Origin of the sequence: Shinella kummerowiae (assembly GCF_009827055.1) — a bacterium.
Taxonomy (GTDB): Bacteria; Pseudomonadota; Alphaproteobacteria; order Rhizobiales; family Rhizobiaceae; genus Shinella; species Shinella kummerowiae.
The window spans coordinates 33,380-51,191 of the sequence record NZ_WUMK01000013.1 but is presented as its reverse complement, the minus strand read 5'-3'; the positions used below and the strand labels follow the sequence as shown (position 1 = coordinate 51,191).

Below are 17,812 nucleotides of genomic sequence, written 5' to 3'. Positions count from 1 at the left end.
CAAGGGCTCTACAGTGCCCGCACACAAATGTGAGGACAATCGTGTCAAATCAAGCCTGCTTTCTGTCGCTGCTCCTGTTCATCGCCGCCACCCCGGTGGTTGCCGCGCCGATGGGGGCTGCCGGCGGGATCGTGCCGCATGAGGCGGTGCTGTCCGGGCTTGTCGTCGAACATGCCGATATCGTCCCGGGCACGCAGAATGCGCCTGCGCGCGCCTACCTGACCATCTACAATGCCGGCACCGCCGGCAAACGCATCATGGCCATTTCCGCAGATGGGTTCAGCGCGCCGATCGTCAAGCGCCGGGATGCCGGGATGTATGAAACCCTCACGGTCGCGGATGCCTTCCTCGTCATCCCGCGACAGGCGGAACTGTACATGGCGACGGATTCGTTTTTCCTGGAAATGGACGAAACGCTGGACGTCGCCGGCGAGCGGATGATGTCCGCCACGTTCGACGATGGAAACATTCTGACGGTTCCGGTGAAGTTGCACCCGCCGGGCGGCGTGCGCACGTCGCATCATCACGGCATCGGGGATTTCGAGTAGCGCTGCTAACGATTTGTTGTTCGCTGCGTGTCCGTTCGTGATCGTTTGGCGCAGGAAACCGGAAATGAGGGGCTTGATGCTCAAGCGGCTTGAGGTTTTATGCTCGCCTGCATTGGCTGGAGCCTCGGATTCGGCTGCCAAAGACGGCATGAGGCCGATGGCAGCCATAAGATTAACGAAGTTCTAAGCAATCGCTTGGACTCTAAGCCCGAGATGCGCCGTTTGCCATGCGGCGCGCCACGGACCCCTAACAACCGAAAACGACCCATGTTTGCGCTTCGCCACCGTCCTTTTCTTCAAAACGCCCGTCCCCGCCTCGCGCTCGTCGCGCGGCTTGCCGCAGCAGCCGTCGCCGGTGGTCTGCTTGCCGGCTGCATGGCCATGGATGTCGCCTCGCTCGCCGAGGCGCCGCAGCTTTCCAGCAAGGTGAAGGGGGAGATGGCGAAAAAGAAGATGAGCCCGACCAGCCCGGTGCTGGTGCGCATCTTCAAGCAGGAAAGCGAGCTGGAAGTCTGGAAGGTCAATGCCAGCGGCCAATATGCGTTGTTCAAGACCTACCCGATGTGCCGCTGGTCCGGCAAACTCGGGCCGAAGACCAAGAGTGGCGACCGTCAGGCGCCGGAAGGGTTTTACCACGTCTCCGCCGGCATGCTGAACCCGAACTCGCAATATTACGTCTCGTTCAACCTCGGTTATCCGAACCGCCTGGAATCCGCGCTCGGCTATACGGGTGAGGCGCTGATGGTGCATGGCGCCTGCTCGTCCTCCGGCTGCTATGCCATGACCGACCAGGGTGTGGGCGAAATCTATGCCATCGTGCAGAAGGCTCTGGATGGCGGTCAGCAGCGTTTCCAGGTGCAGGCCTATCCCTTCCGAATGACGACGGAGAACATGGCCAAGCACAAGGGCGACCCGAACATGCCGTTCTGGCGCACGCTGAAGGAAGGTTATGACGCCTTCGCCTTCACGAAGCGCCAGCCGAAGGTCTCCGTCTGCGGCAGCCGCTACGTCTTCAACAAGGAGTTTGTCGACGGCGAGCCGGACGATCCGCTGGCGCAATGCCCGGCCGTCGTCGGCGGATCCGAAGGTGACCTGATGGCGAAGATCGGCGAGGAACAGAAGAAACTGGATGCTGCCATCGCGACCACCACGACCGTATCGAGCTTTGCCTATGCGGACGGCGGCATGCATCCGAGTTTCCGCACGCTGCTGAAACAGCAGGGTGCCAAGGGCCTTGCCGCCCGGATCTCGCGCACCAAATATCCGGTCAGCCGGCCCGAAGCCGCGCTGGCCGATCCCTATGATCATTGACATGTGAGGTCTGTATTGACGGGTGAAAGCGTAAGCCGCCGATCCTTCCTGCTCGGCAGCGCGGGATTGGCAACCACGGTTCTGGCCGGCTGTACCACGCCGGTCCGTGAGAGGGTCGTCGTCGCGCCGGAGCCGGTCGATACCAGCATCTATGCCACCATGTACGGGCCGAAGCCGGACGAGCAGTTTCCGCTGCCGGCGATCCCCTACCAGAAGGTCGACCGGCGCTTCTATCGCCAGATGGTGCAGAACCCGACCGGCGAGCGGCCGGGCGTGATCGTCGTCGATACGGCGAACCACTTCCTCTACCTGACCTATGAGGATGGCCAGGCGATGCGTTACGGCGTCGGTCTCGGCCGCGCGGGCTTCGAATGGGCCGGCCGCGGCGTCATCCAGTACAAGCGGCAATGGCCGCGCTGGACGCCGCCGGACGAAATGGTCGCCCGCCAGCCGGAGCTGCAGCCCTACAGCATCGCCAATGGCGGCATGGAACCGGGCCTGAAGAACCCGCTCGGCGCTCGCGCGATGTATATCTTCCAGAACAACGAGGACACGCTTTACCGCATTCACGGTTCGCCGGAATGGTGGACGATCGGCAAGTCGGTCTCCTCCGGTTGCGTGCGCATGATCAACCAGGACGTGGTCGATCTGTTCAACCGCGTGCAGAACGGCACGCCCATCGTAGTGCTGGGCAATGCGGCGGTTGCCGCCGCCTATTGACTGCATACGATTTTCGCGCGTTATTGCGTACAATCATTGACCCGCCCTTTGCGCGGCGGGTCAAGCTGTGCGCAAATGGAGATGCGACATCATGGCCAGGATCGACACGCTTTTCACCAATGCGAAACTGGCGGATGGCTCGCTGAAGGATATCGGCGTTGCCGCGGGCCGCGTCGTTTCGATCGAGAACGCCGGTGCGACGGCGGGCGCGGCAAGACAGGTGGACATCGCCGGCGCGTTGCTTGTCCCGGGCTTCGTCGAGGGGCATATCCATCTCGATACCAGCTTCTACGGCGACACATGGATCCCGCACAAACCCTGCACCAACGGTTTTGACGTCCACGAGCGCGTTGCCTTCCAGGCCGAGAACATGGCTACCGCCGCGCCCATGGAGGAGCGCGCCCGCAAGCAGCTCGAACTCTGTATTGCCAACGGTTCTCTCCACATGCGCAGCCACGTCATGGTGGATGGCTCGGTTGGGCTGGCGTCGCTGGAGACGATCCTGAAAATCCGCGAGGAATATCGCGGCATCATCGATATCCAGCTTGTCGCCTTCCCGCAGAGCGGCATCCTGAAAAGCCCTGGCACACGCGAATTGCTGGACGAGGCGATTGGCATGGGCGCCGATCTCGTCGGCGGGCTCGACCCGGCAAGCTTCGACCGCGACCTGAATGGCCATCTCGACGTGGTCTTCGGCGTGGCGGACAACCGCGGTGTCGGCGTCGATATCCACCTGCACGATTTCGGTTCGCTCGGTGCCTTCACCGTCGAGGAAATCTGCGCACGCACCGTGGCGCTCGGCATGCAGGGCAAGGTGGCGATCAGCCACGCCTATGGCCTCGGCGATCTCGATGCGGACGCTGCCCGCCGCATCGGCGCGAAGATCGCCGCTGCCGGCGTCTCGATCATGACCAATGCGCCCGGCGATCACGCCTTCCCGCCGGTTGCCCTGCTGCGTGCCGAGGGCGTCACCGTCTTCGCCGGCAGCGACAACATCCGTGATTCCTGGTGGCCCTATGGCGACGGCGACATGCTCGGCCGCGCGATGATGATCGGCTACCGCTCCGGCTTCTACACGGACGAAGAGCTCTCTGCTGCGTTCGATGTCGTGACCGCAGCGAGCGCCAAGGCGCTCGGCGTCGAAGACTACGGCATCGCGGTCGGGGCCAAGGCCGATTTTGTGACGCTTGCGGCGGAGCATGTGCCCGAAGCGGTGGTCGCGGTGCCGAAGGGGCGGCGGGTGTTCAAGGGCGGGCGGTTGGTTGCGGAGAATGGACATGTGATCCGGTAGACACCCTCTCGAAGAAAGCTGGCATTGGTGAGGTTTGGTAGCTCTCGGCCTGATCGTGCCTCGTCTATTACCCTTCAAATGACCGCTTAGCTCTCCTCCGTCATCCTCGGGCTTGACCCGAGGATCCACGCGGCAAACTCAGCGCGTGTGGATGGATCCTCGGGTCAAGCCCGAGGATGACGAAGGAGACGAATGTGGAGGGAACCGGAAGGAGGATGCAGAGGCATCCAAAGCATCCAAGCCATTCAAAACAAAAAGGCGTGCCATCGGCACGCCCTTTCTTTTTGCTGCTTGAAATGGCTTACGTCCGCGGCTTCGAGTTCTCCGGGTCGTACAGCGGCTTGTAGCCGATGCCGACCACCTCGACCGGGTAGGTCTCGGCAAAGTACTCGATGTTGAGCTTGCGGCCTTCCTGGCAATAGGCGTGCGGCAGATAGGCCAGCGCGATGTTCTTGCCGATGGTCGGGCCGAAGGCGATCGAGGTTGTGTAGGAGCGGCGGCCGAGCTCGTCGATCAACACCTCGCCGGTTTCTGGATCCATGACCGGCAGGTTGCCGAGCGGGTAGCGTTTTACGCCAGCCTTGTCTGTGTTTTCGGTCATGACCAGCGTGCAGAGCATGGCGGGCTGGTGGTCGCGCGCCTTGTATTCCAGATGCTTGGCCTTGCCCCGGAAATCGGCTTCCTTGACCTTCGGACGGGCAAGGTCGGCTTCGATGAGGTTGTACTGGGTCAGCAGGTCGGCATTCTGCAGGCGCAGGCTCTTTTCCATGCGGCGCGAGTTGGCATAGGTCTCGACGCCGAAGGCCATGACGCCGGTGGAGCGCAGCGCATCCCAGACGGCAAGGCCGTCCTCATACTTCATATGCAGTTCCCAGCCCTGCTCGCCGACATAGGAGATGCGGAAGGCGGTCACATTCTTGCCGGCGATTTCGATCTGCTTGATCGCGGCGAAGGCGAAGTTTTCCTGGTCCAGACCGGCCGGATCCGCCACCACCTTCTTCAGGTTCTCACGGGCGTTCGGCCCCCAGATGCCGATGGTGATGTACTTTTCCGAGGTGTCGGTGATGGTGACGTCGAGGCCGCGATCCTCGGCAACGCGCTTCATATAATGGAAGTCGCGCGGGCCGGCGTCCGCACCGTTGACGAGGCGGCAGCGGTCGGCCATGCGGAAGACCGTGAAGTCGGCGCGCACCATGCCCTCGTCGTCGAGGAAGTGGGTATAGACGCCCTTGCCGATATTGCCGTCGCCGCCGATTTTTGCCGCGCAGAGCCATTCGAGCAGCTCGACATGGTCAGGGCCTTCGATATCCACCATGTGGAAATGCGAGAGGTTGACGATGCCGCAATCCTCGCTCATCGCCAGATGCTCGGCGTTGGACACGCGCCAGAAATGGCGGCTGTCCCATTCGTTTTCGCGCACCGGAACGCGGTTGCCGTATTTTTCCAGCAGGTGTTCGTTGGCGGCGTAGCCGTGCGCACGCTCCCAGCCGCCGAGTTCCATGAAGTAGCCGCCGAGTTCCTTTTCGCGCTCATGGAAGGGCGAGCGCTTGGCGCCGCGACCGGAGGCATAGGGTTCGCGGTTGTGTACGGCCGGGAAATAGATCTTCTGGGCAGCCTCGTAAGAGCGGCCCTCGATGAACTCTTCCGTCAGCTGGTGCGGGTAGAAGCGCGAGTAGTCGATCGAGTTGTGGTCGATCTCGGTGCGGCCGTCGGTCATCCAGTCGGCAATCAGCTTGCCGTAGCCGGGGCCGTCCTTCACCCAGATGGCAACGCAGTACCACAGGCCGCGTACCTTCTGGCTCTCGCCGCAGGACGGGCCGCCGGCGGCGGAAACCTGCAGCAGGCCGTTGAAGGAATGGCCTTCGTTGTAGCCGAGCTCGCCGAGGATCGGCGTCAGCTCCATGGCCTTTTCGAGCGGCTCGAGGATCTGCTCCATGTCGAGGTCGCGCTGCGAGGGCGACAGGCGCGCCTCATGTTTTTCGAGAATGTCGCGCGGATGGCAGAGGCGCGGATTGGTCTGCTCGTAGTAACCCCATTCGATCTGGCCGCCCTCGGTGGTCTTCGGGTCGCCGGTGTCGCGCATATAGGCGGAGTTGCCCTGGTCGCGCAGCAAGGGATAGCCGATTTCCTTGCCGGTGCCTTCGAATTCGTTGTACGGGCCGAAGAAGGTCAGCGGATGGTCGACCGGCATGACGGGCAGGTCCTCGCCGACCATTGCGGCGATCAGGCGACCCCAGATGCCGGCGCAGACGATGACGTGGTCCGCCATGATCGTGCCGCGATGGGTGACGACGCCCTTGATGCGGCCGCCCTCGACGATCAGCGACTGGGCCGGCGTGTTGCCGTAGACCTGCAGCTTGCCGGACTTTTCGGCCGCATCGACCAGCTTGCCGGCAACCGTCTGCGAGCGCGGCACGACGAGGCCGGCATCCGGATCGAACATACCGCCCATCACCTGATCCTGCTCGATCAGCGGGAACATCTCCTTGATTTCGGCCGGCGAGACGTAGTGCGCGCGGGTGCCGAAAGCCTTGGCGGAGGAAAGCTTGCGCTTGATCTCTTCCATCCAGGTGTCATCGCCGGTGCGGGCGACTTCCAGGCCGCCGATGCGGGCGTAGTGGCCCATCTTCTCGTAGAAATCGATCGAGTACTGGGTGGTCCAGACCGAGAGATAGTCATGGCTCGTCGTGTAGCAGAAGTCCGAGGCATGCGCCGTCGAACCGATGTCGGTCGGAATGCCCGACTTGTCGATGCCCACGATGTCGTCCCATCCGCGCTCGATGAGATGATGGGCGATCGACGCGCCCACGATGCCACCCAAACCGATGATGACGACCTTCGCCTTTTGCGGAAACTCTGCCATGTGCTGGACCCCGATGAAATATTGCGGCCGATTTTAGGGCCTCGTTCGGTGCCAGTGCAGCCTGTCTGCGACGGGTCCGCGACCAGTTCCGACAGTCGCCGGAACAGGCGCGGGCCGCGATATCCTGCGCCGGCGGCGAGACCCTAAAGGATCACCCGGCCGGCGCAACGCTTTTCGCTGGCGTTATGCCGCCATGCCAAGCGGTTCGACCGCTTCCCCTGCAAGCACCTTGCGCACCGCCGGACGTGTTTCGATCCGGCCCGCAAGCCGTTGCAGAGCGGCCGGCACGGTGTGGCCGCACATTGCCGCCCACCGCAGCATCACATAGAGAAACGCGTCAGATGCGGAGAAGTGGTCGCCGAACAGATAGGTGCCTTCGATGCGGGTGGCGATCCAGTCGAACCGCCGGGTAAGTGCTGCGGCAAGAAACGCCTTGTCCTCCTCGCCTTCGGCGAAGAACAGCCGCACGAACGGCTTTTGCAGTTCCGTCGAGATGAAGGCCAGCATTTGCAGGTGACGCGTGCGGCCAAAGGCGCCATCCGGGACAAGGCCGTCGCCCTGCATGGCGATCCAGTCGAGCAGCGCGACATTCTCCGTCAGCAGCATGCCATCGTCGAAGACGAGTGCCGGCACATAGCCGTTCGGGTTGACCACAGTGTAGCCGCTGCCGTCCTCCAGCTTGCCCTGGTAGATATCGACCTTGTGCGGCCGGAAGGACAGGCCGGTTTCGTGCAGCAGGATATGGGCGGCCTGGCTGCAGGCGGTTGGGGAATAGTAGAAGTCCATCACGCGTCTCCTCGGTTTGTGATGAAACCAATCTGACGGCGATTGTGCGGAGACGTTAGAGGCAAATCGGCTGTCTTCGGGGCAAACAGGCCATTAATCGCCGAGCGTGCGCAACCGGTTGCGCTGGCGGTATTGTGCCGGCGTCACCCCGACGTGGCGGCGGAAGAGCTTGCGGAAGAAGGTCGGATCCTCGTAGCCGACCGCAACGGCGATGTCTTCGATGGCGGTCGGCTCGGTTTCCAGCATCTGCTTGGCTTCCTCGATACGCATTGCCTGCACATAGTCCACCGGTGCATAACCCGTCGCGGCCTTGAACTGCCGCTTGAAGGTGCGCTCCGCCATGCCAGAGCGCACGACCATCGCCGTCACCGGGTTCGGGCTGGCATAGTTGTCGGCGAGCCAGGTCTGCACGTCGGCGATGGCGGCATTGCCGTGCTGGCGCGGCCGGGCCATGGCGGCAAAGGGAAGCTGGCCTTCGCGTCGGTCGCCGATGACGAAGAGCCGCGCGATGCGTGCCGCTTCCTCCGCGCCGCAGAAGCGGCCGATGAGATAGAGCGCTAGGTCCTGCCAGGACGAGGCGCCGCCGGTCGTGATCAGCCGCCCGGCGCGCCCGCTGTCACAGAGAATGCGCTCCGACCGGAATTTCACCGCCGGATAGCGGTCACGAAACAGGTCCGCCATGATCCAGTGCGACGCCGCCTCCGCGCCGTCGAGCAGGCCGGCTTCGGCCAGCAATACCGCGCCGCTGCACGCCGAGCAGACCAGCGCATCGGCTTCGATATGCTGACGCACCCAACCGATTTCCTCCTGCCAGCGGCCCTCCGGCGACATGCCCGGATCGAGATGAATGTCGCAGATGATCACGATATCGGCGGTGCGGCCGTCCAGTCCCCGCTGCGGTGTCACGCGCAGCCGGTCGCCCGCCTCATAGGCGTCCGTCTTGGCTGCAACGAGCGTGGGGCGAAGACTGTGCGATGCGTTTGGACCGCGGCCGGCTTCGCCCAGAACCTCGTGCAGGCCATAGGACGCCATGGTTCCGCTTTCGGGAAGCGAAAGGATGGCAACGGTCAGGGGGGCGGTTGGTCTGGGGCGTGATGGCATGGTCGGAGTTTGGCACATTTGCCCCGAATATGTCGAGAACGTCTCTACGCGGTGGGCGTCCACTACGCCATGCTGCGTCATCACCAATCGCACAGGAGAGGATAACATGAGCATCGAACAGGGAACCATCGACATCACCAAAACCTTCGCAGCGCCAGCCGCGGCGGTTTTTTCGGCCTGGGCGGAAGAGGCCGCGCAGCGGGCCTGGGGCGATCCCGGCCCGGACTGGCAGATGCATTTCGAGCGCTTCCGCTTCACTGTCGGCGAAAGCGATATCTGCCGGTTCGGCTCGAAGGATGGTCCGACCTATCTCAACGAAAACCGTTGTCTGGAAATCATGCCGGAGAAACGCATCGTCTATGCCAGCCTGCTGCGCGAGGGTGGCACGCTCACCTTCGCGGGCACGGTGGTGGTCACCTTCGAAACGGTGCAGGGCGGCACGCGCATGCGGTTTGTCGAGCAGGGCAGCTATTTCGATGGCCGCGACAAGGCCGACGACCATCGCGACGGCTGGCGGGCCATGCTGGAGGCGATGGATGGTTACCTCCAGCGCACGGCACGCGCCGGGGTTACAGGTGCGCTCTCAGGTTCTCCGGCGGCGGGTTGAAGAAGTCGTCCGCCAGGCCGTTCTCGTAGATGACGGGTGCTGCGCTGAACTCTTCCTCGGAGACGTCGTCGAGCGTGCCGGCATTGATGCAATAGAAATGTCCCATGAAATCCTTGAGGTAGCCGCGCGAGAACGGGCGGATGCCGCAGCGCTTGCAGAAATAGTGGTCGACGTCGCCGACCGGCCAGCCTGATGTGTCGGCGCGGTAGCTGACGAGGTGATCCCCGCCGGAAAGCAGCTTGAAATCCTCGCGCTTCGTGAAGGTTTTCAGCATGCGCGTGCGCCGGCAGAAGGAGCAGTTGCAGCGCCGCAGACCCTCGTCGAAATCGAGCACGCATTCATAGCGGATGGCGCCGCAATGGCAGCTGCCGTGATAGGTCTTCTTCATCGCTTCCTCCTCAGGTGCGGTTTTCCAGGATGTAGGCAACGAGCCGATCGAGGCATTCGCCCCAGCCCTCTGCATGGCTGTCGCGGGATTCAACGGTATCGAAGGGCGTCTGCGCGAAGGTCAGCCGCGTCCTTGTTCCCAGATCGTCGAAGGTGACGGTTACCAGCGTGTCCGGCCCGTCTTCCCCGGTCCAGCGGAAGGTGAAGACGATGCGGCGGTTTTCGACGATCTCGCGATAGGTGCCGCCCATCGGGTAGTCCTCGCCCTCTGGTGAGCGGATGACGGCCGACCAGGCGCCGCCCGGGCGAAAATCCAGACGGATCGAATGGGACGAAAAATCCTTCGGCCCCAGCCAGCGGGCCATGTGCTCCGGCGTGGTCCAGACCTTGAAGACGAGGGAAGACGGCGCGTCGATCAGGCGCTCGATGACAAGGCCGATCGGTTCGGTGGGTTTGGCGGTCTGTTGCATCGTCTTCCTCCTCAGCTCTTCTTGTCCGGGTCGCCGGCCTGCAATTCCGCGAGATAATCGTCTAGCCGGTCGAAGCTCGCCTCCCAGAAACGCCGGTAGCGGGAAATCCAGCCGTTCGCGTCCTTCAGCGGTGCGGCCTCGAGATGGCAAGGACGCCACTGGGCCGTGCGGCTGCGGGTGATGAGGCCGGCCGTTTCCAGCACCTTCAGGTGCTTCGAGACGGCCGGGAGGCTCATGGCGAAAGGTGCGGCGATGTCGTTGACTGTCGCATCCCCTTCGGAAAGTCGTGCAAGGATAGCCCGGCGTGTTGGGTCCGCGAGGGCGGCGAAGGTCAAGCTCAGCGGGTCGCTCACATTATTTATCCATCAGGTTAATTAGCTTATGAGTTTAATAAAGCCATCGCGCCAATCCGTCAAGCCCGGCCGCGACTTGACAGGGGAGGGGGCCGCTGCGATTGATCGCGACGGCAAGAGGGATTTCTTGATGAGCAACAGCGGGGCCTCGCCGGCCGATCCAACGGAACCGGCCGGCCACGGCGTGCCCTTCGGCGAGGCGTTGCGCGTCTGGGCGCGTGTCGCGGCCCTCAGCTTCGGTGGCCCGGCAGGGCAGATCGCGGTCATGCACCGCATCGTCGTCGATGAAAAACGCTGGATCGGCGAGAGCCGTTTTCTGCACGCCCTGAACTACTGCATGTTGCTGCCGGGGCCGGAAGCCCAGCAGCTCGCCGTCTATATCGGCTGGCTGATGCACCGCACGCCCGGTGGCATCGCCGCCGGCCTGCTGTTCATCCTGCCGGGCTTTCTTGCCATCCTGGCGCTGAGCTACATCTATGTCATCTTTGGCGATGCGAGTTTGGTCGAGGGCCTGTTCTTCGGCCTCAAGGCGGCGGTGCTGGCAGTGGTCGTGCAGGCGGTGTTCCGCATCGGCAGCCGGGCGCTCGCTAATCCAGCGATGATCGCCATCGCTGCGGCCGCTTTCGTCGCCATCTTCGCCTTCAAGGTGCCGTTCCCGCTCATCGTTCTCGTCGCCGCCCTTGTGGGTTATCTGGGCTCGAAATCCGGGTCGCGGCTTTTCCGCACCCTGAGCGGTCATGCGGCCGCCAGGGGGGCCGTACTTCAGGATCGTGATTCGCTGCTGGGCGAGGCCACGCCTGCTCATGCCCGTCCCAACCTCGCCTGGTCCCTGAAGATTTCGGCCGCACTTGTCTGTCTCTGGCTCGGGCCTGTCCTGCTGATCTGGTTTTTCGCCGGCGGAAACAGCGTCTTCGCAGAGATCGGCACCTTCTTTAGCAAGATGGCGGTCGTCACCTTCGGTGGGGCCTATGCAGCACTCGCCTATGTCGCGCAGGAAGCGGTCCAGCACTACGGCTGGCTTAACCCCGGCGAAATGCTCGACGGGCTCGGCATGGCGGAGACGACGCCGGGGCCGCTCATCATGGTGCTGCAATTCGTCGGCTTCCTCGGCGCCTATCGAAATCCGGGCAGTCTCGATCCCATGACGGCCGCGACGCTGGCGGCGATCCTCACCACCTGGGTCACCTTCGTGCCGTGTTTCCTCTGGATCTTCCTCGGCGCGCCCTTCATCGAACGGCTGCGCGGCAATGTGGCGCTGTCAGGGGCCATGTCGGCCATAACCGCGGCCGTCGTCGGCGTCATCCTCAACCTCGCGGTCTGGTTGGCCGTGCACACGCTGTTTGCCGGCGTGACGGTGTTTGCCGCCGGGCCGCTGCATGTCGAGTTGCCAGTCGTCGCGACGATCATCCTGCCCGCCGCCCTGCTGGCGGTCGCTGCGGCCTTCGCGCTCTTCCGTCTCAAGGCGTCGGTATTGCTGACGCTCGGCCTGTGCGCCGTTGCCGGGATGGCCTGGACGCTGCTGGCCGGCTGAGGCGTCAAGAAATCACGTTGCGTATGAAGCGAACCGTTTCGGTGCCGGGATTGGCATAGGCGTAGCTGCGGTCGGTGCCGTAGACGGCGAATGTGCCGGCGGCATAGTGCTTCGCGGTGCCGGAGAGCTCCAGTTGCAGCGTGCCTTCCGTCACGAACACCATCTCGTGCCAGCCTGCCGGATCCGGCTCGGCATCGTAGCGCTCGCCGGGTCCGAGCGACCAGAGCCACATCTGTGTCTCCTTTGTCGCCGGCGCCGAGCCGAGCAGCACCGCAGTGCTTGCAGGATCGGCGCCCCGCCACGTCACCTCGTTGATCTCGGCGGAAGTGGCCTGAGCGGGATCGCGCACCAGATCGACGAAACCGACACCGATCGCGCCGGCGAGTTTGTCCAGGCTGGACAGGCTGATATTAGCGTCCCCGCCTTCGAGGGCGACGATCATGCGCCGGCTGATGCCGGACGCTTCTGCGAGCGCCGCCTGGCTGAGTCCGGCCGTCTGCCGCAGGCGCCGCAGGTTGCCGGAGACATGGGCGAGCACGTCGCCGCGTTCTTGACTGTGCAATATATTGCTCATATCGTCCCGATATTGAATGGGCGGTGTTGCCGCATGCCGCCTTCTAACCCGAAAGGACCCGGCCATGAAGATACGCGATTTCGGAGTTGAAATCTGGATGAACCGCTACGAGAACCATTGCGAGCTGAACCTCGCTGAAACCTGCGTGGAATCGCTGACCGTTGCGGAACTCCTGGATATGGCCGGCAAGCGGGACGATATCCTCGCCGAACTCCTGCCGATGAAGCTGACCTACGGCGCCATCGAAGGCAGCGAGCGGCTGCGTGGCCTGATCGCCGGCATGTATGAAGAACAGGCATCGGACAATGTCGTCGTGACCCACGGCGCGATCGGCGCCAATGCGCTGGTGCACGAGACGCTGGTGGAACCGGGCGACCGGGTTATCTCGGTCCTGCCCACCTACCAGCAGCACTATTCCATTCCGGAAAGTTTTGGCGCGGACGTGCAGATCCTGAAGCTGGCGGAAGAGCACGGCTTCCTGCCGGACCTGGCGGAATTGCGCCGCCTTGCGACGCCCGGCACCAGGCTCATCTGCCTCAACAACCCGAACAATCCGACCGGCGCGCTGATGGATCGGGATTTCCTGCTCGAGGTCGTCGGGATCGCGCGGGCCTGCGGCGCCTGGATCCTGTGCGACGAGGTCTATCGCGGCACCGACCAGCACGGCAACGGCATCACCGCCTCGATCGCCGATCTCTACGAAAAGGGCATCAGCACCGGCAGCATGTCGAAGACCTATTCCCTGGCGGGCTTGCGCCTCGGCTGGATCGTCGGGCCGAAGGACCTGCTACACGCCGTCTCGATCCACCGCGACTACAATACGATCAGTGTCGGCATGCTGGACGATCATTTCGCCGCCATCGCGCTGGAAAACCGCGACAAGATCCTCGCCCGCAGCCACGCCATCACCCGCACCAACCTCGCCATCCTTGCCGAATGGGTGGACGGTGAGCCGCTGATCTCCTGGGTCAAGCCGAAATCGGGCACGACGGCATTGCTGAAATACGACCTGCCGATCACCTCGGAGGCTTTTTGCATCCGGCTCCTGGAGCGCACCGGCGTCATGCTGACACCCGGCATCGCCATGGACATGGAGGGATACCTGCGCATCGGCTACACGAACGGCGAAGACGTGTTGCGCGCGGGTTTGCAGCGGATTTCGGCCTTTTTGGCAGAGGAAAGGGCCAATTTAGCGGCCTGATGGCTGATTTTTCGCTCGTTTCCTGAAGGAAAGCTTAAAAGACCCATGCGCCAATCGCATGGGTGGCGTGTCGGCTTAGCGCTGTTCCGCATTGCAGCATGGAGCTATAAAACGGCCATCGAAAGACGCGGCGCCACGGAAAGGTGCCGAACAGAGAGCCTCACGAAAGGGGATCATCATGAACATGGCACGTTCCTTCAGCAATTGGCGCAAATACCGTCAGACCGTCAACGAACTCGACCGCATGACCGCACGCGAACTGCGCGACCTCGGCATCGAGCGCTCGGAAATCAAGTCGGTCGCCCGCGCCGCCGTCGGCTTCTGATCGACGCGCTGTCTACCGGCAGAATTTGAAGACGCCCGCCCCTCGGCGGGCGTCTTCGCATGTGCGAAGAGAAACTCTCGAGCTGGGATTGGTTCGGCAAGTTGAGATATTCGATACGCGCATAACGCATAGCTGCTTTGCAAAACAATGCCTATGAAATGATCAAGAATCGCATATAGTCATATTTATCGAAGCAACGTACCTCCTCCCACGAAGCTTCGATGTTGCAGAAGGCCCACTCCTCCTCCCAGGGCCGACTGCGGGAATGGCGACACTCCTCCTCCCAGTCGTCATTCGGTTCTATCGGAAAGCCTGCCGCACCTCCTCCCGCGGCAGGCTTTTCCATTTCTGGACCCTCGTTTCTCCAAAATGAAAAAGGCCGCGGAAACCACGGCCTCTCGAAATCGACGGTACGAAGACGCTTTCAGGCGACGCTTCGAAGGCTCGGCGCGCCGGCATATTGGGCCGCGGGAATCTGCTTCAGCACCTCCAGCGCCAGCGCCCGGGCATTCTCCTGCGCCTTGTCGAGATTGCTGACACGTTTCGCGTCCATCGAATACAGCGTGCCGCCGCAGCCGAACATGTCGCGGAAAGCCGCGCGTTCGATGATCGGCGTTTCGAGCAGATGCACCCGGCGGGCGGCGAGCAGATCCTTGACGGCCGTCATGGCGCGCGTCGTCACCATGGAATTGACGCGGGTGAGCACGACGGAATGGCGAATGCGGATATCAGCCTTGTCTTCAAGATAGTGCAGCAGTTCGATGACGTTTGCGCCGCCTTGCGCATCCATGGCGGAGCCCTGCACGGGGATCAGCACATAGTCGGCATATCCAACCGCCTTGGCCAGCAGCGAGCTGCGCGAACCCGGCAGGTCGATCAGCACGAAATCGGCGCGGGCCTTCTCTTCCTGGAGCTGCCGGTCGATCGTGCTCATGGTGACATAGGGCACAACGTTCAGGCGGTTGCCGAGCAGGCCCTCGGAATTTTCATACCAGCGGGTGATCCAGTGTTGCGGATCGGCGTCGAGCACCGAGACACGGAAGCCGAGGCGGGCGAGTTCGGTCGCGAGCAGCAGCACGGCGGTGGTCTTGCCGGCGCCGCCCTTGGTGTTGGCGAAGGTGATGACAGGCATGATGGTCCCCGGATCGGTTCGTGAGCCGGTCATCGCTCATCACAGCGCACCCCGCATGGTGCTTCGTCATCCTCGCCAATTATGGTTAATGGCGCGTGAAAATCTGGTGTTTTCGCGATGCGGTTTGCGCCCGGAACGGCGCAAAAACAAAAGGATAGACTATCGCCGACGGTCGGCCGCAAGGATTTCGCGGGCAAGCTGGTCGAGCGGCAGGATGCGGTCGACGCCGCCATGGGCGATGGCCTCCTTCGGCATGCCGAAAACCACCGAAGTCGCCTCATCCTGCGCGATGGTATAGGCGCCGGCCTGGTGCATTTCGGCCATGCCGCGCGCGCCGTCGTCACCCATGCCGGTCATGATGACGCCCATTGCATTGCCGCCGGCCGAACGGGCGGCGGACCGGAAGAGCACATCGACGGATGGCCGGTGTCGGGAGACGAGGGGACCTTCGCGCACCGCGACGTGATAGCGCGCGCCCTGCCGCTCCAGCATCATGTGTCTGTCGCCGGGCGCGATCAGCACATGGCCGCGCAGCACCGGATCGCCATGCACGGCCTCCTTGACCTCGACTTCGCAAAGGCTGTTCAGCCGCTTGGCGAAGGCGGCGGTGAATTTCTCCGGCATGTGCTGCACGATGACGATACCGGGAGAATTCGCCGGCAATTGCTCGAGCAGCACGCGCAAAGCCTCGGTGCCGCCGGTCGAAGCGCCGATACAGGCAACCATTTCCGTCGTCTTCGCCATGGCGCGGCCGCTTGGCGGTGGCAGAACGGCGTCAGCCGTGAGTTTTGCCGTCGTGCCGCTTGCAGCAGCCGAGCGCCGGCCATGGCCAAGACGCGCCACGGCAGCACCCTTGACCGCCTCGCGGATGCGCGTGCCGGATTCGGCGAGATGGTCGGCAGCACCGATCTTCGGCTTCAGGATGATATCGACGGCGCCGGCCTCCAGCGCCTGCATCAAGGTTTCGGAGCCTTCCTCGGTGAGCGACGAGCACATGACGACGGGGATCGGCCGCTGCGACATCAGCTTGCGCAGGAAGGTGATGCCGTCCATGCGCGGCATCTCGACATCCAGCGTAATGACGTCGGGGATCTCTTCCTGGATCTTCTTCGCCGCCATGAAAGGGTCGGAGGCGGCCCCCATCACCTCGATCTCCGGATCCTGCTCCAGCACGTGGGTCAGCGCCTGGCGCACGCTGGCCGAGTCGTCGATGATGAGAACGCGGATTTTCTTGACCGGAAGGGGCATCAGATCTTCTTGAAAACCGTGTTGGCGACCTGGCGCACCGGCAGCGTGATGCCGGTGACCGTTTCGGAGTGGCCCACATAGAGGAAGCCGCCGGGCACGAGGCAATCGCACAGCCTCGACAGCACCTTTGCCTGGGTCGGTTTGTCGAAATAGATCAGCACGTTGCGGCAGAAGATCATGTGCATCGGCTCGCCGACCTTGTAGGCGCTATCCATGAGGTTCAGCCGCGCAAAGCCGATCGTCGAGCGCAGGCGCGGATGGATGCGCACCTCGCCGCGCGCGGCATCCCGCGATGTCATGACATATTGGCGCTTCATGTCGGCAGGGACGGGCTGGACCATGTCGCGCGGATAGACGCCGCGTCGCGCCGCCTGCAGCACGTCGGTCGAAAGATCGGTGGCGAGGATGCGGTAGTCGAGACCGGACTGGCCATCGATGAAATCCTGCAACACCATCGCCATCGTATAGGGCTCCGCGCCGATCGAGCAGGCGGCGCTCCACAGCCGCAGCCGCTTGTGGCCGGCGGCCACCATTTCCGGCAGGCCGGTCTCGGCCATGTACTCGAAATGCTTCGGCTCGCGGAAGAAATCGGTCTTGTTGGTCGTCACGGCATCGATGAGGAAGATCGCCTCCTTGTCGATGCCGCCGTGCTTGAAAAGATAGTCGCAATAGTCGTTGAAGTTGGCGATGCCGGTCGCCCGCAGCCGTCGCCGCAGGCGGCCTTCCAGCATCGTCAGCTTCGTGACCGGCATCTTGATGCCGCTATAGTCATAGATGTAGCGCGACAGGGCGTCGAAGTTCCGGCTGCTCAAGCCTTCGTCTGCCCCATGCGCGCGCAATGCTGCTCCCACGCCCGTTCTCCTGAAATTATGCCGTGGCGGCGAGGCGGTTGGCGGTGCCCATCATCGCGACCTCCGCGCCGGAAAACAGGCGCGCAAGATCGACGATGACGACAAAGCCGCCGTTCCGGCGCACCACGCCGGCAATGTAGTCGGAGCGCCAGCGCACGCCGATATCCGGCGCACCCTCGATTTCCTCCTCGCGGAAAGGGATGACCTCGAAGACCCGGTCGGCGACGAGGCCAAGCGTGAGGGTCTTGTCGCCGATCGGCACATCGAGCACGAGGGCCCGCGTGTGCGGCGTCTTCTCCGTCTTCGTCATGCCGAGACGAAGACGCAGATCGATCACCGGCACACCCTGGCCCCGCACATCCCGAAGCCCGAGCAGGTAGTCCGGCCCGTGCGGGATCTTGAAGGCATCCTCATGGTCGAGGATTTCCCGCACCACCGAGACCGGCACGGCAAAGACCTCGTTGTCGAGACTGAAGGTGACGAACTGGGATTCGGAGGATGTGCCGGCCATGA

At 63.2% G+C, this 17,812-nt stretch carries 19 protein-coding genes; 8 read left to right on the top strand and 11 right to left on the bottom strand.

The window, feature by feature from the left end; all coding sequences use genetic code 11:
• The first annotated feature begins 41 nt into the window (after positions 1-41).
• The 4 genes from GR138_RS27180 to GR138_RS27165 all read left to right on the top strand — a co-directional run bounded on the left by GR138_RS27180 (position 42) and on the right by GR138_RS27165 (position 3,870).
• Positions 42-548 (top strand): hypothetical protein, encoded by a 507-nt coding sequence (locus GR138_RS27180; protein WP_160862400.1) that lies wholly within the window; start codon positions 42-44, stop codon positions 546-548.
• Positions 549-815: 267 nt separating this feature from the next.
• On the top strand, positions 816-1,859 hold the full coding sequence (locus GR138_RS27175) for a L,D-transpeptidase family protein (RefSeq protein WP_202402877.1): 1,044 nt from the start codon (positions 816-818) through the stop codon (positions 1,857-1,859).
• Positions 1,860-1,874: 15 nt separating this feature from the next.
• Entirely contained in the window at positions 1,875-2,579 is a 705-nt protein-coding gene (locus GR138_RS27170) for a L,D-transpeptidase family protein (protein WP_160862399.1), read from the top strand.
• Positions 2,580-2,670: 91 nt separating this feature from the next.
• Positions 2,671-3,870 carry an amidohydrolase family protein gene (locus GR138_RS27165; protein ID WP_160862398.1) on the top strand — a complete coding sequence of 400 codons (1,200 nt, stop codon included), beginning with the start codon at positions 2,671-2,673 and terminating at the stop codon, positions 3,868-3,870.
• A 301-nt stretch (positions 3,871-4,171) separates the two neighbouring features.
• On the opposite strand, the gene GR138_RS27160 is transcribed toward GR138_RS27165, so the two are convergent.
• From GR138_RS27160 to GR138_RS27150, 3 genes are all read right to left on the bottom strand, one after another.
• Positions 4,172-6,733, bottom strand: a complete 2,562-nt coding sequence (locus tag GR138_RS27160; protein WP_160862397.1) for a GcvT family protein — start codon at positions 6,731-6,733, stop codon at positions 4,172-4,174.
• 183 nt (positions 6,734-6,916) lie between these two features.
• Positions 6,917-7,519: a glutathione S-transferase C-terminal domain-containing protein gene (locus GR138_RS27155; protein ID WP_160862396.1), complete on the bottom strand. Its 603-nt coding sequence runs from the start codon at positions 7,517-7,519 to the stop codon at positions 6,917-6,919.
• A gap of 93 nt (positions 7,520-7,612) precedes the next feature.
• Complete coding sequence (locus GR138_RS27150; protein ID WP_160862395.1) at positions 7,613-8,551, bottom strand: GlxA family transcriptional regulator; 939 nt, start codon at positions 8,549-8,551, stop codon at positions 7,613-7,615.
• Positions 8,552-8,726: 175 nt separating this feature from the next.
• Between GR138_RS27150 and GR138_RS27145 the strand changes: the two genes are divergently transcribed.
• Positions 8,727-9,227 (top strand): SRPBCC domain-containing protein, encoded by a 501-nt coding sequence (locus GR138_RS27145; RefSeq protein WP_160862394.1) that lies wholly within the window; start codon positions 8,727-8,729, stop codon positions 9,225-9,227.
• On the opposite strand, the gene GR138_RS27140 is transcribed toward GR138_RS27145, so the two are convergent.
• From GR138_RS27140 to GR138_RS27130, 3 genes are read right to left on the bottom strand one after another with little or no spacing between them, the layout of a single operon-like run.
• The gene (locus tag GR138_RS27140) at positions 9,190-9,615 is read right to left on the bottom strand and encodes a GFA family protein (RefSeq protein WP_160862393.1); all 426 of its coding nucleotides are present in this window, start codon (positions 9,613-9,615) and stop codon (positions 9,190-9,192) included. The two genes, GR138_RS27145 and GR138_RS27140, sit on opposite strands and share 38 nt — an antisense overlap.
• Before the next feature lie 10 nt (positions 9,616-9,625).
• Positions 9,626-10,084: an SRPBCC family protein gene (locus GR138_RS27135; protein ID WP_160862392.1), complete on the bottom strand. Its 459-nt coding sequence runs from the start codon at positions 10,082-10,084 to the stop codon at positions 9,626-9,628.
• Between the two features lie 11 nt (positions 10,085-10,095).
• The gene (locus tag GR138_RS27130; RefSeq protein WP_160862391.1) at positions 10,096-10,437 is read right to left on the bottom strand and encodes a metalloregulator ArsR/SmtB family transcription factor; all 342 of its coding nucleotides are present in this window, start codon (positions 10,435-10,437) and stop codon (positions 10,096-10,098) included.
• Between the two features lie 130 nt (positions 10,438-10,567).
• Here GR138_RS27130 and chrA point away from each other — a divergent pair, with 130 nt between their 5' ends.
• Entirely contained in the window at positions 10,568-11,968 is a 1,401-nt protein-coding gene (gene chrA / locus GR138_RS27125; RefSeq protein ID WP_160862390.1) for a chromate efflux transporter, read from the top strand.
• Positions 11,969-11,972: 4 nt separating this feature from the next.
• Here the strand turns inward: chrA and GR138_RS27120 are convergent, their stop codons facing one another.
• Positions 11,973-12,530, bottom strand: a complete 558-nt coding sequence (locus tag GR138_RS27120; protein ID WP_246200750.1) for a helix-turn-helix domain-containing protein — start codon at positions 12,528-12,530, stop codon at positions 11,973-11,975.
• A 76-nt stretch (positions 12,531-12,606) separates the two neighbouring features.
• Here GR138_RS27120 and GR138_RS27115 point away from each other — a divergent pair, with 76 nt between their 5' ends.
• The gene (locus GR138_RS27115; RefSeq protein WP_160862388.1) at positions 12,607-13,743 is read left to right on the top strand and encodes an aminotransferase; all 1,137 of its coding nucleotides are present in this window, start codon (positions 12,607-12,609) and stop codon (positions 13,741-13,743) included.
• 178 nt (positions 13,744-13,921) lie between these two features.
• Entirely contained in the window at positions 13,922-14,068 is a 147-nt protein-coding gene (locus tag GR138_RS27110) for a DUF1127 domain-containing protein (RefSeq protein ID WP_160862387.1), read from the top strand.
• Positions 14,069-14,492: 424 nt separating this feature from the next.
• Here the strand turns inward: GR138_RS27110 and GR138_RS27105 are convergent, their stop codons facing one another.
• The 4 genes from GR138_RS27105 to GR138_RS27090 form a co-directional block, all read right to left on the bottom strand.
• Positions 14,493-15,200, bottom strand: coding sequence for a ParA family protein (locus GR138_RS27105; protein WP_160862386.1), 708 nt, complete (start codon positions 15,198-15,200; stop codon positions 14,493-14,495).
• Between the two features lie 159 nt (positions 15,201-15,359).
• The gene (locus tag GR138_RS27100; protein ID WP_160862385.1) at positions 15,360-16,448 is read right to left on the bottom strand and encodes a protein-glutamate methylesterase/protein-glutamine glutaminase; all 1,089 of its coding nucleotides are present in this window, start codon (positions 16,446-16,448) and stop codon (positions 15,360-15,362) included.
• Positions 16,448-17,299, bottom strand: coding sequence for a CheR family methyltransferase (locus GR138_RS27095; RefSeq protein ID WP_160862384.1), 852 nt, complete (start codon positions 17,297-17,299; stop codon positions 16,448-16,450). The genes GR138_RS27100 and GR138_RS27095 overlap by 1 nt, the downstream gene beginning before the upstream one ends.
• A gap of 16 nt (positions 17,300-17,315) precedes the next feature.
• Complete coding sequence (locus tag GR138_RS27090; RefSeq protein ID WP_160862383.1) at positions 17,316-17,810, bottom strand: chemotaxis protein CheW; 495 nt, start codon at positions 17,808-17,810, stop codon at positions 17,316-17,318.
• Positions 17,811-17,812: the final 2 nt, after the last annotated feature.

What these genes read in the sequence shown, in the direction of transcription:
- GR138_RS27090 (WP_160862383.1), bottom strand. Translation starts at nt 17,810, where the DNA reads ATGGCCGGCACATCCTCCGAATCCCAGTTCGTCACCTTCAGTCTCGAC.
- chrA (WP_160862390.1), top strand. Translation starts at nt 10,568, where the DNA reads ATGAGCAACAGCGGGGCCTCGCCGGCCGATCCAACGGAACCGGCCGGC.
- GR138_RS27165 (WP_160862398.1), top strand. Translation starts at nt 2,671, where the DNA reads ATGGCCAGGATCGACACGCTTTTCACCAATGCGAAACTGGCGGATGGC.
- GR138_RS27175 (WP_202402877.1), top strand. Translation starts at nt 816, where the DNA reads ATGTTTGCGCTTCGCCACCGTCCTTTTCTTCAAAACGCCCGTCCCCGC.
- GR138_RS27160 (WP_160862397.1), bottom strand. Translation starts at nt 6,733, where the DNA reads ATGGCAGAGTTTCCGCAAAAGGCGAAGGTCGTCATCATCGGTTTGGGT.
- GR138_RS27140 (WP_160862393.1), bottom strand. Translation starts at nt 9,615, where the DNA reads ATGAAGAAGACCTATCACGGCAGCTGCCATTGCGGCGCCATCCGCTAT.
- GR138_RS27115 (WP_160862388.1), top strand. Translation starts at nt 12,607, where the DNA reads ATGAAGATACGCGATTTCGGAGTTGAAATCTGGATGAACCGCTACGAG.
- GR138_RS27145 (WP_160862394.1), top strand. Translation starts at nt 8,727, where the DNA reads ATGAGCATCGAACAGGGAACCATCGACATCACCAAAACCTTCGCAGCG.
- GR138_RS27110 (WP_160862387.1), top strand. Translation starts at nt 13,922, where the DNA reads ATGAACATGGCACGTTCCTTCAGCAATTGGCGCAAATACCGTCAGACC.
- GR138_RS27150 (WP_160862395.1), bottom strand. Translation starts at nt 8,551, where the DNA reads ATGGCGTCCTATGGCCTGCACGAGGTTCTGGGCGAAGCCGGCCGCGGT.
- GR138_RS27155 (WP_160862396.1), bottom strand. Translation starts at nt 7,519, where the DNA reads ATGGACTTCTACTATTCCCCAACCGCCTGCAGCCAGGCCGCCCATATC.
- GR138_RS27100 (WP_160862385.1), bottom strand. Translation starts at nt 16,448, where the DNA reads ATGCCCCTTCCGGTCAAGAAAATCCGCGTTCTCATCATCGACGACTCG.
- GR138_RS27135 (WP_160862392.1), bottom strand. Translation starts at nt 10,084, where the DNA reads ATGCAACAGACCGCCAAACCCACCGAACCGATCGGCCTTGTCATCGAG.
- GR138_RS27105 (WP_160862386.1), bottom strand. Translation starts at nt 15,200, where the DNA reads ATGCCTGTCATCACCTTCGCCAACACCAAGGGCGGCGCCGGCAAGACC.